A 14,493-nucleotide genomic window follows, 5' to 3' on the forward strand; every position below is an offset into this window, starting at 1 on the left:
ACCTCAGTCCGAAGGCGACCGTTTGCCGGGATGTTCGGCCCCGCCCGTGACCACGGGCCGCGACATCATGATCTCGATCCGTCCGTCGGGGAGCGTCTCGCTCGCCCCATCTGGCGTGAATCCCAGGCGCGTGTACGCCGCGATCCCCCGGGGGTTGCTCTCCATCACACCGAGATGGATCGTGTCCGCTCCGCGGGAGGAGACATGGTCCACGCAGGCGACCATCAGCGCGTCGACGGCTCCCTGACCCCGGTGATCCGGTGCGACCCAGACACCGTTGACCACCCAGCGGCCACTCATGTCGTAGACGCCGCCGATGCCGACGTCCTCGCCATCGAGGCTCGCGATGAATGCTCCAGGATGAGTCGAACGGCTCCGCCAGACGTCGTCGCCGAACGCGGACTCCCGCCGCAGCGTCGACCCGAACATCTCCGGGGACTCTGCGAGCGCGGCCAGCCGAAGGTCTCGGTAGCGTTCCCACGTCGCAGACGGCGCCGGAGTGATCGTCACATGCATGCCAGAAGCCTGCCAGAGCGCGGGACGCGACGTCAGATCCGGTCGCTGACTACGGCCCCCGCGTCGTCGCTGAGCGCGTTCCGCTTGTCGCGTCGGCTCTCCCGAATGACGCTGATGACGCTGATCGCCAGCAGGATCAGAAGCAGGCTCTCCACGTACCCGAGCGCTCCGGTCCCCGAGTCGTCCGCAGGCGAATGCTGCACGGGGACCGATGCGGACGGAAGCCCGACGTCGGACCCGACGTAGAGGACCCAGTCGGTGAGAGCGTGAATGAGCATGGCGACCCAGATGCGTCCGGTGACGCGACGGATCCAGTAGTAGGTGGCGCCGGCTGACATCAGGGCGATCACATTGAAGGCGATGATGAAGAGCGGCAGACCGCTGAACAGGTAACCCGGAATATGGGCGAGCGCGAACACGAAGCACGTGAGGAGGAACACGGCGAACTCGCCGAAGCGCGCGCGGACCGCTGTGAGCAAGACGCCCCGGATCACCAGCTCCTCACCGAAGCCGACCATCAGCGTTCCCAGCGCCACGACGGCCAGGAAGCCGAGCGAGCGCCCAGACCAGGGCACGTCGAACAACTCGACCACCGGCACGGCGAACGCGAGCACGGGAATCGAGATCAGCCACCACCGGCGAGGGGTGAGGGTCGGGGTCGGTCGCTCCCTCCACACCTCGGCACCCCAGCCTGCCCACCGCAAGAACAGCAGAACGCCGCCGATGCCCACAGCGAGGGGGATGAAGTGACCGAGGGAGAAGTCCGCCAACGAGCCGTCGTCGCCGACCAGCCCGCTGAGGAGGTTGCCGAGCCCCCATGCGCAGAGAACGTAGAAGACCACGACCCCGAGTGCGAGCCAGATGCTGCGGGGACCTCCGATTGCGGTCTTCATCCTGAGGCTCCCCTGATCCGGCGGGCGGCGCCCCGTCGACGCCGCATGAGAGCGAGCTTCCGGTCTCCTTGGCAATCCTAGGGTTGCGGACCCTCCGCTCGTCGTTCGCCGACTGACGCAGAGACGTCGCTCACCCCTTCGGAGCGAACGAGCCCAGAGCCGACCGATACTGCGCGCTGTCGCTGCGCACCTCATCGGTGACCAACAGCGCGTGCGGGCCGATCTGTCGCACGTGCAACTCGCGGCACGGGATGGTCACGACCTTCAGCAGGCCGCGACGCCAGGCATCCGCGAGCGCCTCGACGTCTCGATGCTCGGGACTCTCGGCGAGCGTCGTCGGTCGTGTCTCGACGTGAGAATCGAAGCCGCGCCGCTCCCAGTCCCGATATGCCTCATCGTCGAAGACATCGCCGCCGAAGTCGTCTCGCCATGCTGGCCCGACGAGCTCGCGCAGAAGGCGCTCCCGCTCCGTCGAGCTCAGGTCTGAGCTGAACACCGCATCGAGCAGACCTCGGTCGGGTTCGACGGCGGCGTGCGCGAGCACGTCCTCCCAGATCCGCGACCAGGCTGCCGACCAGCGGTCGCGGGTGACGGCATCCACCGGGTTCGCCGCAGCCGCGGGCATCTCGATCAGCCTCGGCGGCAGCGTCTCGCCGACGGGACGCAGATCGTGCGCCTCTCGAATCCAGAGCAACTCGAGCAGGAGCTGTGGCCTGTCCTCCACGGTGATGGACATGTCGTGCGGCCAGGGGTTGCCCGGCATCGGAGTCGTCGATCGCATCCCGTCAGTCCATCGGATCGCCGTTCGGCTTTCAACCGGTTGCTGTCCCCCGAACGGCGGATACCGGAGGATGCCGGCATACGAGAGGATGGCCTTTTCTGCGGAATGCGAGCGACGGGTGGACGCGATGAGGGGCTCTCGATGACGGCACCCGGGCAGCCGGTGGATGGGCTGTCCGATTTCGCGGAGCTCATGGCGCATGAGCAGGAGTTCAGCGGTGATCGGGTCGACCCCGCGGTGCACAGAAGACGCCGGCGACGAGGACTCATCATCACCGCCGTCTGCGTGGTCCTGTTGCTGGCCGTGACCGGAGGGTACGTCGGGTGGGCGCTCACGGCTCCGGTGGATCCGCCGGCCGTGACCGCACGCGCACCGCAGGTCCCGGTCGGCGACGCGGCTGCCGTCGCCACGCATACGGCTGCGGCATCGGCGATCAGCGTGTCCGGCGCCGACGCGTACCTGGGCGAGGGGGCGAGCGGCACCTGGTCGGCGACGGGGACGGGCGAGCCGCTCCCGATCGCGAGCATCACCAAGCTCATCACCGCCCTCGTCATCCTCGACGCGTCACCGCTCGCCTCCGCAGACGACCCCGGACCGACCATCACGTTCGGCAAGGCCGATCACGACCTCTACGACCAGTACTACGTGCAGGGCGCGACCATCGCTCCGATGCCCACCGGCACCTCGATGTCGTTGCATGATGCCCTGGCCGTCATGCTCATCCCCTCCGCGAGCAACTACGCCGACGCGCTGTCCTCCCGGATCTTCGGGTCGCAGAGCGCTTTCCTCAGTGCGACGCGCGCCTGGCTCGCATCCCACGGCCTCACCGGAACGACGGTCACCGAGCCCACTGGCATCAGTCCGCGCAACACGAGCACGCCCGCCGATCTGCTGGCCATCGCGAAGCTCGCCGCCGCGCATCCGGCGATCGCTCGGATCGTCGCGACCCCCTCGGTCTCGATCCCCGGCGCCGGTCAGCTGATCAACACGAACGCCCTCCTCGGCACCGCCGGGATCACGGGACTGAAGACCGGCAACCTCGGCGAGGGCACGCACAGCCTGCTGTACACGGCGACGCTCGACGTGGGCGCGCCCGATCCGCTCGCGATCACCGGCGTCGTCCTCGGCGGATCATCGCGCGAGTCGGTGAATGCCACCGTGATCGCCGAGCTCGAGAGCATCCGCTCCGGCTTCCATGAGGTGCCCGTCGCGAGCGAGGGCCAGGAGATCGGAACGATCTCGACACCCTGGGGGTCCACCGCCACCCTGGTCATCGGCGAGGACGCATCGATCTTCACCTGGTCGGACACGCCGATCGAGCTGACGATGGACATCGACACCCCTCCCACCTACCGCGACGGCACGGCCGTGGGGACCGTCACCTGGACCGCCGGACCGAACACCGTCACTGCCCCGGTGACCATCTCGGGGACCATCGATCCTCCCACCGAGTGGTGGCGCCTCACCCACCCGTCCGAGCTCGGCTCCGCGACGGATGCCGAGGGCTGAGGCCGCTCGACCGCGCATCGGAACGCTGCGTGCCGACCTTCGGACGAAAGTCGAAAGATCGAGCGATCGGCCTCCGCCTGCGTTCTCCGGCTATACGATCTGCATCGAGGCGCCAGGCCCGATGTGCTCTGCGGAAGGACAGCCGGATATGTCAGCGGACCCGATGACCCCTCGACCTGAGGCACCGAGATCCGCCGCCGTCTCCGCCTGGGCGCCGCTGGCCATCCCGGCATTCCGGGTGCTGTGGTTCGCGCAGCTGGGCAGCAACATCGGCACCTGGATGCAGACCGTCGGCGCACAGTGGTACCTCGTCGACGCCGCGGCCAGCGCGACCATCATCGCCCTCGTGCAGACGGCGAGTCTGGCCCCGGCCGTGCTGTTCTCCCTCCCCGCGGGGGTGCTCGCCGACTCCCTCGACCGCCGCAGACTGCTGATCTGGGGGTCGGTGGCGAGCGCCGTGATCGCCGCGGCGCTGACCGTCATCGCCGCCCTGAACGAGCTCACTCCGTGGACGATCCTCGGCTTCACGTTCCTACTCGGGATCACCTCCACGCTGACGTCCCCGGCCTGGCAGGCGATCCAACCGGAACTCGTGCCCCGCCCGCTCATCGGCGCGTCCTCCGCGCTCGGCGGCGTCACGGTGAACGGTGCCCGCGCCGTCGGCCCCGCGCTCGCTGGCGTGCTGCTGTCGCTGTTCGGCGCGCCCGTCGTCTTCGGCATCAACGCGCTCAGCTTCATCGGAGCAGTCGTCGCCCTTCTGTGGTGGCGACGGCCGCAGCAGAGCGGACTCGACGACAGGGAACCGTTCACGGCCGCGCTGCGCGCAGGAGTCCGGTACGTCTCATCCGCCCACCTCGTGCGCCGCATCCTTCTGAGGTCCGCGCTCTTCGCCCTGCCCGCCAGCGCACTGTGGGCGCTGCTTCCCGTGACCGCCAAACGGCTCGACCTCACAGCGAGCGGATACGGCTTCCTGCTCGGAGCGCTCGGCGCCGGGGCCGTGCTCGGCATCTTCGTTCTGCCCGTCGCCCGCAAGAGGTTCTCGGACAACGCGGTGATCGCGGTGAGCGCTGTGCTGTTCGCAGCCGGCACGCTGGCCGCGGCATGGCTGCCGTTCGTCCCCATGCTGCTGCTGCTCGTTCTCGCCGGGGTCGCCTGGATCGGCACGCTCACCGTGCTGAACGCCGCACTGCAATTGACCCTCCCGCAGTGGGTGCGATCGCGAGGAGCATCGATCTACATCCTCGTCTTCATGGGAACGATGGCCGTCGGTTCGTTCGGCTGGGGTGCCCTGGCCGGAGCAGTCGGCACGGCGACGTCGCTGGCCGTGGCCGCGGCGCTGCTCGTCGTCATCGCAGCCAGTGTGATGTGGCTGCCGCTTCTGCCGGGCACGAGCACCGTCGACCGGACCGTCTCGATGTCGTGGCCCACCCCGACCCTCGTCCTCGACCCCCAGCCGACCGACGGCCCCGTTCTCGTGCAGATCACCTACACCGTGCGACCCGACAGCATCGACGCGTTCCGAGAATCCATGCGACTGGTGGAGAGTTCGCGGCGGCGAACCGGCGGGTACCGATGGACGCTCCTCCGCAGCGGCGAAGAGCAGGACCTGCTGCTCGAGTCCTTCATGGTCCCGTCCTGGGGCGAGTACCGACGGCAGCAGACCCAGAGACTGACCGGTCGCGACCGTGAGATCCAGGCGACCGCGCGGGCGCACACCGAAGGCGAGCCCAGAGAGGTGCACTACTTTCCCGAGCCCACGCCGCCCCGCAGGAGACCTGGACCTCAGCGCTGAACGGCCTCAGGGGGACAGAAGAAGGCATCCGCCTTCGGATGCCGAGGCATCTGGGAATCCCGTGAGAATCGACGGGCTGGTCACGACCGCGCCGATAGCGTCGAAGCATGGATATCGACACCAGACGACCCCAGGTTCGCCGTGCACGCATCCTCTCGCCCCTGTTCGGGATGGCGGTCGCCGCTGCGCTGCTGGCCGGATGCGCAGCCCCCGCGTCCCCGACCCCGACGGTCACGCAGACGGTGACGGCATCCGCTGATCCTGCGCCGAGTCCGTCGCCCAGCGCATCCTCCACGCCGACCGCGGGCGTCAGCCCATCGGGCATCGGAGACGTGGAACTCGGCGCGCCCTACGACGAAGCCGTGGCGGCGGCGGGTGCCGCTCCGGTTGACGCCTGCCCGTGGCTCGCGTCCACGGAGGCCGACGGATACATGCTCACCGTTCAGCGCCCCGAGGTCTCGGAGCAAGACCCCGCGGTGGTCGACCTCGTGCAGGTGTCCGCCTCACCCGTCGACCTCGAAGGCAAGCCGGCCGTCGGCCCGCTGACCGCTGAGGGGATCGGTCTCGGTTCCCGGCTCGACCAGGCGCTGGCCGTCTACCCCGACGCGGTCGAAGTCGAGAGCGTCGGCGATCGCCGCTATCTCGCGATCGAGTCGGAAGCCGGCACCGGTTCGGTCTTCCTGACCTATACCGCCGGAACCGACATCATCTGGGGAGTGACGGCGACGACCCTCGACGAGCCGCCGTACGAATCCTGCGCCTGAGCGCGGGCGCGCGCGGGAGCATCGGGAGTCGAGCGTCAGGCGAAGGGTGAGTCGGTCTCGTCTCGAACTCGCTCACGCTCCGGTGCGAGAGTAGCGACTGACCCAGAGGCCGGGAATCGGCTCGGCATCCGACTGGTGCACGAAGCCGAGGGACTCGTACAGCGCTCGAGCTGGCGCATTGTCGCGCCCGGTCGCGACGACCGTCTGGGGCGCGAGCGACATGACCTGCCCCACCAACGCGGCGCCCAGGCCTTTCCGGTGATGGGTGGGGTCGATCATGAGACGGTCGAGGTCGACGACGTCATTCTCGATCACGTATCCCACCGCGCCGGCGATCTGGTGATTCTCGTCGACGCAGACCAGCCACTCCAAGCCAGCCGAAAGCAGGTCGGACGCCGTCTCATGGAGCGGCGGAATGCGGTCGTCACCGATCAGCCGAGCCTCGACAGCGTACGCCTCGTGCTGAAGCTCAAGGAGGCGCGGCGCGTGTCTGCGCACTTCATCTGCGGTCAATCTTCGCGTCTGCACAGTCCGCTGCTCCTTCACCCGATCGAGCCGGTAGACCCGGCCTTGGCCTTTGTGTCGCCACAGAGACCACATCAGTTTGGCGCGACGACGGAGAGTCGGGGGCCGGCCCCAGCTTTTCTTCGATCATGCGCCGCCTCTCGATCCGTGGCGCTGTCCGACGGTGCGATCTGGGTGCGGCGACAGCTCAGCGATCCGCTGGCTTCGTCGATACACGGCATCACCGCTGTGACCTCCCGGGCCTCTCGTCGCGGAGGACGGATGCGGGACGCCTCGCGCGAGGGAGGAACGCTGATGCGAGGCGCCCCGAGTGACGCCGATGCCCGCCGGAGTCACTCCGGCCAGATGATCGCCCCCGGCGCCATCCGGCAGATTCAGGATCCCCGCTCGAATCCATTCCCACAAGACTCAACTAGACATCGAGTGACGAGGTACTCCGCGTTGCCGCGCATCGCGGGCTTGTACCGCTCAAGGTCATCGACAGGCACCATGATCGACCCACCAGACCAGGCGCGTCTCGCACGTCTCCAGGAGATCCGACAGGGCATGGAGGAGCTTCGGATCGAGGCTCTCGCCGAACGTCGAGGTAGAACCTTCACGACCGAAGGGACGCTCGAGGTCATCCGGCGAGATGATCTCGCCGCAGATAGCTCTTCGCGCCAGACGCGGGTTGAGTCACCCCCTACCAACACCTAGTTTCATAAGTGTTGGTATCATGGTGTGATGCCCACGTCTTCGCCCAGCACCCGCATCCCCATCGATGCCATCTCGAGCGAGACCCTGGACTGGAAGCCGCGGGCACCGGAGATGTTCTCGCGGGCCGAGGTTGTGCGTCAGACCGGGCCGTATGAGGCGACGGTCACAGCACCGATCGCCGAGTGGAGCCCGCAGGTTCCCAGCGAAGACGCCGCTGATGTCGAAGACGCCACGCGCCAGCTGGTCGCGTTCGACGAGCATGCGCGGCGCACGTTGGGCACCGACAATCCGGCCCTGGGCCCGATGACCGCGATCCTGCTGCGCACAGAGTCCGCGTCCAGCTCACAGATCGAGCAGCTGACGACGTCGGCGAAGCAGCTCGCTCTCGCCGAGATCGATGAAGGCGACCAGGCCAACGCGCTCACCGTCATCGGGAACGTCCGCGCCATGGAAGCAGCCCTCGCGCTCTCGGACGAGATCTCCGAGGATTCCATCCTGCAGATGCACCACGCTCTGCTGCGCCACCAATCAGGCCTCGAGCAGGAAGCCGGTGTCTACCGCCAAGAACAGGTCTGGATCGGCCCCGGCAACGCCGGCCCCCGCCAGGCGGAGTTCATAGCTCCCCACCACGACCGGATTCCCGGTGCGATCGGTGACCTGGTCAGATACGTGCAGCGCCAGGACATCTCCGTGCTTGTTCAGGTCGCTGTCGCGCACGCCCAGTTCGAGACCATCCACCCGTTCGTCGACGGCAACGGCCGCACCGGCCGCGCGCTCGCGCAGTCGATCCTGCGCAACAAGGGTCTCGTCAACTCCACCGCCGTACCGATCTCTGCAGGACTGCTCGTGAACACCGGGCGCTACTTCCAGGCGCTGACCGCTTTCCGAGCCGGCGACGCTGCCCCGATCATCCGCGCGTTCGCCATGGCGAGTCGCATCGCCGCGTCCACGGGGACGCAGCTGGTCGACGATCTCGTCGCGCAGCTGGACGAGTCCCGCGCTCTACTCCAGGGCGTCCGCTCCGACGCTGCGGTCTGGAAGGTCCTTCCCGCGCTCGTGGGCCAGCCGGCTGTGAACACGAAGTACCTCATGAGCGCGCTCGGACTCGGCGAGATGGCGGCGCTGCGCGCGCTGGACACCCTCACCGATCGCGGGGTGCTCACCGAAACCACCGACCAAGGACGCAACCGGGTCTGGCAGCACCGCGGGATCTTCGACGTCCTCGACGGATACGCCGAGCAGATCCGCCGGATGACCGCTCGAGGCTAGCCGCGCGCCAGCGCGGGGTCATAAGCCCCGGCGGGTCGGCACTGCTTATGACCCCCGATCCGACTTCCGCGGAATCTCGCGGATTTCGTGCGCTCTCGTGCGCTCGATTGCTGGGGCACTTCGACGGAGACCGCCAGCAATCGAGCGCATCCGAGCGACCCGATTCGCCCGATACCACACGCAGAGACCTCAGAAACCTCACTTTTCGGATAACTTGTTGATCCGCGTGATGCCGGGGGCTTCTCGTCTTCAACCCCACAAACCTCAGTTGGCGAGCATCGCGTGGTCACGAGTTCGAAAGCCAGGTTCTCCAGGCCGTGTCCGGGGCGACGTGCGCCGCAACGTCATCAAGCTTCCCCGCGAGCTTCTCCCACCGGGGCTGTGCGCCGAAGTACTCGTGCAATCCGGTGATGAAGGTCTGTGCACGGTCTAGCTGGTCGTGCTGCAGGTACCAGCCGAACACACCCTCGAAGTCGTTGAGCTTCTTGGCGGATAGATAGTCGACGGCGTCGGCCGTCGTCGTGAGCTCGTTCATCCTGCTGGCCAACGCGTCGAGACCGCGAACTGCCACCGCCGAGAGATCGTCCGGGTCGGATGTGTGCGTGACGATGATCGCCTCATCGAGATTCCGATCGACGTGATTGGGGCGGAGAGTGATGTTGCGTCGCACCGTGCGTCCAAGGAGCTGGTCGAGCACCGGCACGCTGATGATGCCGTTGAGGTACACGAACCCCTTCATGTAATCGAACTTCGCCCGCTGAACCTCGATCCTCTGGGGTGTCTCTCCGACGGTGCGCTCAAACCTCGGGCCGGTGCCCTCAAAACCGCGTTCCCTGAGGTACGGCCGCACCGTGACGCGTTCGAGGTCCTTGACGGTCTGCGAGAGCTTCATGCTCATCAACCATACGCAAGTGCATAGGAGCGCTCCGCCCCGCCGCAACGCAGACGGGTCAGGTTGACCGTCAGACGCACCACCGTACCCACGGACACCCATCACTGGGCCCTCGGTCGCGCGCACCAACCTCAGAAACCTCACTATGCGGAGTCCTCGTCGATCCGCGAGGAACGATCCCGACAGAGGATTCAGTCACCATGTGCCGACACTAACGCGCGATGGGCCCGATCGCGGCGATACAGCACCACACTGCTCGTTCACCGGCGAGGAACTATCGGGCCGCATCAGAGTGATCACTCAGGTTCGGCATCAAGTCCGCGTGTTGCGCTGGAACCCCGCGCCAGCACATCTCAGCGCCACGTGGACTGAGGTCATTGCTCCACAGGGATGGCGCACTGCACCGTCTGGATTCGCCACGTACATCATCGCACTGCTCGAGGACTAGTCGATCGTCTCCACTGTGGGTGTCGCCGAGATCGTGTTCGTCACCGGACAGTGCGAGGTCGCGCATGCTCGCCACCCCCAGGCCTCGCCAGCTGCGATCGACGCGACAACTCCTCGCTTTGAGAGCTGACTATTCGCACCGCGAGATCCGGATCAGGACGAGCGCCCATCTCGAAGGGCCTCCGATACCGACGGACATCTGCAGGCACCCATCCGGCTATCTGACGGCTGCCCTCATCTCGCCGCCCCGCATGAGCTGCGCACGGTTAACCCTGGTCCCATCATGAGGTGCCGCGGCGCCGAACGTTCCGCGTCGTCTTCGGCGATCCGATCCATCAGCGTCCGCAGCGCCTGCTGACCAAGGTCCCGCCCCGGTGCGGTTACTGCGGTGAGCGGCACCAAGGCCAACGCGGCGCTGTCGTCGTCGTAGGCGATCACCGCAAGGTTCTCGGGAACGCGGATGCCGAGGTCCATCGCCATCTCGACCAGGCGGGCTGCGTGTACGTCGGTGTGCACCAGCGCCGCGCGGGTGCCCGTCGACACGCACCTGTCGAGCAGGTCGGTCAGCGCATCGTCAAGATCGTCCTCGTCATCTTTCGGCAACGACACCTGGGGCGCCGGTTCCAGACCGAGATCGGCCACGGCGCTGGCGTAGCCTTCGCGGACTAGCGGCGCCGTGGGTGTGCGTTCGAACAGCGCGAGAGCCACTCGCGCGTGGCCGAGAGCCGCGAGATGCTCGACCGCGAGAACTGCTCCGCCCGCATGGTCAGTGCGCGCGCTGTCGAATGCTGCGAGACCTGTCGACCGAAGTCGCCGCTCGAGGAAGACCACCGGCACAGGGATCGTGCCCACCCACTCGAGGAGCTCCGCCTCCGTGCGGCCGCGCAGGGTCGGTGCGAGGATGATCCCATCCACGCCGATGTCGACGAGCCGTTCGACCTGACGGCGCTCGAGATCGGGCCGATACTGCGATGTCGCGAGGATCAGCCGTACGCGCAACGCGTGCGACGCGGCGTCCATCCCTTTCACGATGACCGGGAAATGCCCGACAGAACTCGGCACCACCACCCCGATGTCGGTCCGAGCGGACTGCGGCGTGGGCGCGGCAGACACTCCAATTGCACCACCGTGCACCCGAGCAAGCAGACCTGACTTCTCGAGCTCGAGAATGTCGCGGCGAATCGTCACCTGGGCGACGCCGAGCTCGTCAGCCACCTGCGCGGCGCTCACGCTCCCGTGTAACTCGAGCTGCCGGAGCAGGTGCTCGTGCCGCGCTCTCGGTAACAGGCTCTGTGCAGTCATCTCCGCGCCTTCGCGTCGAATCGTCCACCCGATCCCTGTCGTCGGGTGATCGAAATTGTCCGAAATGTCTCGTAAGTACAGGAGCGTAGTGCACGATCAGGGGGTGACGGTGATGCGCGACGACTCCAGCCCGCAGTTCGATGGGACCCGCCACTCCTGGCAGAAACTGGCCGATTCTCTGCTCGCTGCGACCTCGAAGTATGCCTCGCCGACCGGTTCACTCATCCGCATTCCCGGGCCCTCCAGCGCATCCGGGCCGTGGAGCGATGGGATGGAAGGATTCGCGCGCACATTCCTGCTCGCCGCCTTCCGCGTCCGCGGCTCCGCCGGAGACGACCCGCACCGTCTCCTCGACCAATTCCGCGCTGGGCTGCTCGCGGGAGTCGACCCGTCGGGCGCGGAACGCTGGCCGACGATCTCGCAGCGTCGACAGGCCGTCGTCGAAGCGGCATCCATCGCCATCGCGCTCTCCGAGACCCGCCCCTGGCTGTGGGACACCCTCGCCGACCGTGAGCGCCAGCAGGTCGTCGACTGGCTTGCGGGGATCGTGGGAACCACGGGCTATACGAACAACTGGATCTGGTTCCAGAACGTCATCGAGGCCTTCCTCGCCCAGGTCGGCGGTCCGTGGAATCAGGACGACCTCGACCGCAACACCGAGATCGCAGAGAGCCTTTACATCGACGACGGCTGGTACTCCGATGGGGCAGGGCCCACCGGAGTCAGGCAGAGCTTCGACTACTACGCCGGCTGGGCCTGGCATGTCTACCCACTGCTGGAGTCGCGCATCCGGGGCGAAGCCCTCGCGTCGGTGCACCGTGACCGTCTCGCCGCCTTCATCGACCAGGCGAAGGATCTCGTCGGATCGAAGGGAGCGCCGCTGCTGCAGGGCAGGTCGCTGACTTACCGATTCGGGATGCTCGCCCCGTTCTGGGCTGCATCCATCGCCGGTGTCTCTCCGCTGGCACCGGGCGCGACTCGGGTTCTGGGCGCCGATGTCGTCGCACATTTTGTCGAGGCGGGTGCAATCGACGAGCGGGGCCTGCTCCCCGTCGGATGGCATCGCGAGTTCCGCCCACTCCGCCAGCTCTACACGAGCGGATCGTCGACCTACTGGGCGAGCAAGGGGTTCCTCGGTCTGCTGCTTCCGCGGGACCATGAGGAGTGGACGACCAGCCCGCAGATACCTGAGCGAGAAGCTGTGACCACGCGCGCCCTCGCCGCACCGGGATGGCTCGTCGTGAGCACTCCGGACGACGGCATCGTGCGGGTTCTGAACCACGGTTCCGACGGCTTCCGAGGCCCCGCCGGTGGCGTCCGCACCGACAACCCGTTCTACCAGCGCGCGTCGTATTCGAACGTCACGTCACCCGAGCTCTCGCCGTCCGCCATCGCCGCACCGCTGGACTCTCACGTCGCCCTGCTCGATTCGGCTGATAGGCCGTCTCACCGCGACGCCATCGAACGCGTGCATCTGACCGACACGGTGGCCGTCTCACGGTCGCGCGTGCACTGGCTCGACACGGAGGAGGCGGATGCCGCCGCCTGGGCGACGCTGCGCCGCGGACCTGTCGTCCACACGGCATCGGTCGTGCGCGGCATCCATGAACTGAGGCTGGCCTGGTGGACGCAGCCCGAGAACGATCCGCGGCCGGTCGCGGCCGCGGACGGAGACTCCGCATGGCCGGAGGACCGCGGCCCCTGGCGCTTCCGGATCGGCGGCTGGGCTCTGCCGGTCGACGATGACTCCCCAACGAGTCCAGGGAGAACCTCCGTCTCGCGTGGCGACGGACTCACGACAGCCGTGATCCCGATCCACCGACTCGATAGCGGCGGCATCGCCGTTCGTCGCGGCTCCAATCCCTTCACAACCCACTCGGCGACGCCCTGGGTCGAGCAGTCGGCCGATTCTGCGCGAGGAGAGTTCGTCGCGGCGCTCGTGGTGCTGAGCGGCTGCTCGCAGGATGGCGCTGCAGTCGACGGCCGCTCGGTGCTCGCCGGAATCGACGTCGACGATCATGCCCTGCACATCCGCTGGGCGGACGGGGCCCTCGATGTCGTTCCGACCCAGGGTGAGGTGCACTCGTGAGTGCTCCCCGCACGACATTCGCTCTCGACGGCGCCGAACTGGTGTCTGAGCTCTTCGATGCCCCCAGCCTCGACCGTCTCCGCGAGATCGTGCGGCTCGACGAGCACATCGTCTCGCGGGCCGATCCACGTGCACTTACCGACGCGAGGGATACCGAGATCCTGATCACCGGCTGGGGCGCGCCAGCGCTCGATGCCGGGATGCTCAACGCCCTGCCTCGCCTGCGCGCCGTGTTCCATGCGGCGGGTTCCGTGAAACGTGTCGTATCGCCCGAGCTGTGGAAACGCGGGATCCGCGTGTCCAGCAGCGCCGATGCGAACGCGGTACCGGTGGCCGAGTACACGCTCGCGATGATCCTCCTCAGCGCGAAGCGTGCGCTCGATTCGGCGGTCGCCTATCGCCGCACGCAGGACATGTCGCTCGCGCGCCCCCATGGCGACGCCGGTGCATTCGGGATCACCGTGGGCATCGTCGGCGCGTCACGCATCGGACGCCGCGTGCTCGACCTCCTGCGCCCGTTCGACATCACCACGGTGCTCTACGACCCCTCGCTGACGGCAACCGATGCTGTTGCCCTGAGTACGGCATTGGTGTCGCTCCCCGATCTGCTGCGGGTCAGCGACATCGTCAGCCTCCATGCCCCCTCGCTGCCTGCGACCTACCGGATGCTGGGCGCAGCGGAGCTCGCGACCATGCGCGACGGCGCGACGCTGATCAACACCGCACGGGGGTCGCTCGTCGACACCGACGCGCTGGTCGCCGAACTCACGACCGCCAGGCTTCGGGCCGTGCTCGACGTCACCGACCCAGAGCCGTTGCCCGCTGGACACCCGCTCTTCTCCGCTCCCGGCGTCACGCTGACGCCGCACATCGCCGGATCGCTCGGCAACGAGCTGCGACGCATGGGGAGCCAGACCGTCGACGAGATCGAGCGATTCGTGACCACGGGCGAACTCGCGTTCGAAGTGCGACACCGCGACCTCGCAACCATCGCCTGACTCGGCAGCGACGCCGGGCC

The 14,493-nt window shown here is 67.5% G+C and carries 12 protein-coding genes; 6 read left to right on the forward strand and 6 right to left on the reverse strand.

Features of this window, described 5'->3' with window-relative positions; genetic code table 11:
- Nucleotides 1-3 precede the first annotated feature (3 nt).
- The 3 genes from AKG07_RS09665 to AKG07_RS09675 all read right to left on the reverse strand — a co-directional run bounded on the left by AKG07_RS09665 (nt 4) and on the right by AKG07_RS09675 (nt 2,190).
- A complete protein-coding gene (locus tag AKG07_RS09665; protein ID WP_053097676.1) occupies nt 4-516 on the reverse strand; it encodes a GNAT family N-acetyltransferase in 513 nt (170 codons plus the stop codon).
- Nucleotides 517-548: 32 nt separating this feature from the next.
- The gene (locus AKG07_RS09670; protein WP_053097677.1) at nt 549-1,409 is read right to left on the reverse strand and encodes a CPBP family intramembrane glutamic endopeptidase; all 861 of its coding nucleotides are present in this window, start codon (nt 1,407-1,409) and stop codon (nt 549-551) included.
- A 130-nt stretch (nt 1,410-1,539) separates the two neighbouring features.
- Nucleotides 1,540-2,190, reverse strand: a complete 651-nt coding sequence (locus AKG07_RS09675) for a hypothetical protein (RefSeq protein ID WP_053097678.1) — start codon at nt 2,188-2,190, stop codon at nt 1,540-1,542.
- A 141-nt stretch (nt 2,191-2,331) separates the two neighbouring features.
- Between AKG07_RS09675 and AKG07_RS09680 the strand changes: the two genes are divergently transcribed.
- The 3 genes from AKG07_RS09680 (at nt 2,332) to AKG07_RS09690 (ending at nt 6,255) form a co-directional block, all read left to right on the forward strand.
- Nucleotides 2,332-3,699: a D-alanyl-D-alanine carboxypeptidase family protein gene (locus AKG07_RS09680; protein ID WP_053099234.1), complete on the forward strand. Its 1,368-nt coding sequence runs from the start codon at nt 2,332-2,334 to the stop codon at nt 3,697-3,699.
- A gap of 148 nt (nt 3,700-3,847) precedes the next feature.
- Nucleotides 3,848-5,491 (forward strand): MFS transporter, encoded by a 1,644-nt coding sequence (locus tag AKG07_RS09685; RefSeq protein WP_233277241.1) that lies wholly within the window; start codon nt 3,848-3,850, stop codon nt 5,489-5,491.
- 107 nt (nt 5,492-5,598) lie between these two features.
- Nucleotides 5,599-6,255, forward strand: coding sequence for a hypothetical protein (locus AKG07_RS09690; RefSeq protein ID WP_053097679.1), 657 nt, complete (start codon nt 5,599-5,601; stop codon nt 6,253-6,255).
- 72 nt (nt 6,256-6,327) lie between these two features.
- Here the strand turns inward: AKG07_RS09690 and AKG07_RS09695 are convergent, their stop codons facing one another.
- Entirely contained in the window at nt 6,328-6,855 is a 528-nt protein-coding gene (locus AKG07_RS09695; protein WP_082297881.1) for a GNAT family N-acetyltransferase, read from the reverse strand.
- Between the two features lie 648 nt (nt 6,856-7,503).
- Between AKG07_RS09695 and AKG07_RS09700 the strand changes: the two genes are divergently transcribed.
- On the forward strand, nt 7,504-8,745 hold the full coding sequence (locus AKG07_RS09700; RefSeq protein ID WP_082297882.1) for a Fic family protein: 1,242 nt from the start codon (nt 7,504-7,506) through the stop codon (nt 8,743-8,745).
- Between the two features lie 286 nt (nt 8,746-9,031).
- On the opposite strand, the gene AKG07_RS09705 is transcribed toward AKG07_RS09700, so the two are convergent.
- The gene (locus AKG07_RS09705; RefSeq protein ID WP_053097681.1) at nt 9,032-9,637 is read right to left on the reverse strand and encodes a hypothetical protein; all 606 of its coding nucleotides are present in this window, start codon (nt 9,635-9,637) and stop codon (nt 9,032-9,034) included.
- A 681-nt stretch (nt 9,638-10,318) separates the two neighbouring features.
- Nucleotides 10,319-11,386, reverse strand: coding sequence for a LacI family DNA-binding transcriptional regulator (locus AKG07_RS09710; protein WP_053097682.1), 1,068 nt, complete (start codon nt 11,384-11,386; stop codon nt 10,319-10,321).
- A 112-nt stretch (nt 11,387-11,498) separates the two neighbouring features.
- Between AKG07_RS09710 and AKG07_RS09715 the strand changes: the two genes are divergently transcribed.
- Together AKG07_RS09715 and AKG07_RS09720 are read left to right on the forward strand one after the other, a co-directional pair.
- Entirely contained in the window at nt 11,499-13,475 is a 1,977-nt protein-coding gene (locus AKG07_RS09715; RefSeq protein ID WP_053099241.1) for a DUF2264 domain-containing protein, read from the forward strand.
- Nucleotides 13,472-14,473: a hydroxyacid dehydrogenase gene (locus AKG07_RS09720; RefSeq protein WP_053097683.1), complete on the forward strand. Its 1,002-nt coding sequence runs from the start codon at nt 13,472-13,474 to the stop codon at nt 14,471-14,473. Before AKG07_RS09715 ends, AKG07_RS09720 begins: the two co-directional genes overlap by 4 nt.
- Nucleotides 14,474-14,493 lie beyond the last annotated feature (20 nt).

It is taken from the genome of Microbacterium sp. CGR1, assembly GCF_001266755.1.
Lineage (GTDB): Bacteria > Actinomycetota > Actinomycetes > Actinomycetales > Microbacteriaceae > Microbacterium.

What these genes read in the sequence shown, in the direction of transcription:
- AKG07_RS09665 (WP_053097676.1), bottom strand. Translation starts at nt 516, where the DNA reads ATGCATGTGACGATCACTCCGGCGCCGTCTGCGACGTGGGAACGCTAC.
- AKG07_RS09670 (WP_053097677.1), bottom strand. Translation starts at nt 1,409, where the DNA reads ATGAAGACCGCAATCGGAGGTCCCCGCAGCATCTGGCTCGCACTCGGG.
- AKG07_RS09675 (WP_053097678.1), bottom strand. Translation starts at nt 2,190, where the DNA reads ATGCGATCGACGACTCCGATGCCGGGCAACCCCTGGCCGCACGACATG.
- AKG07_RS09680 (WP_053099234.1), top strand. Translation starts at nt 2,332, where the DNA reads ATGACGGCACCCGGGCAGCCGGTGGATGGGCTGTCCGATTTCGCGGAG.
- AKG07_RS09685 (WP_233277241.1), top strand. Translation starts at nt 3,848, where the DNA reads ATGTCAGCGGACCCGATGACCCCTCGACCTGAGGCACCGAGATCCGCC.
- AKG07_RS09690 (WP_053097679.1), top strand. Translation starts at nt 5,599, where the DNA reads ATGGATATCGACACCAGACGACCCCAGGTTCGCCGTGCACGCATCCTC.
- AKG07_RS09695 (WP_082297881.1), bottom strand. Translation starts at nt 6,855, where the DNA reads ATGTGGTCTCTGTGGCGACACAAAGGCCAAGGCCGGGTCTACCGGCTC.
- AKG07_RS09700 (WP_082297882.1), top strand. Translation starts at nt 7,504, where the DNA reads ATGCCCACGTCTTCGCCCAGCACCCGCATCCCCATCGATGCCATCTCG.
- AKG07_RS09705 (WP_053097681.1), bottom strand. Translation starts at nt 9,637, where the DNA reads ATGAAGCTCTCGCAGACCGTCAAGGACCTCGAACGCGTCACGGTGCGG.
- AKG07_RS09710 (WP_053097682.1), bottom strand. Translation starts at nt 11,386, where the DNA reads ATGACTGCACAGAGCCTGTTACCGAGAGCGCGGCACGAGCACCTGCTC.
- AKG07_RS09715 (WP_053099241.1), top strand. Translation starts at nt 11,499, where the DNA reads ATGCGCGACGACTCCAGCCCGCAGTTCGATGGGACCCGCCACTCCTGG.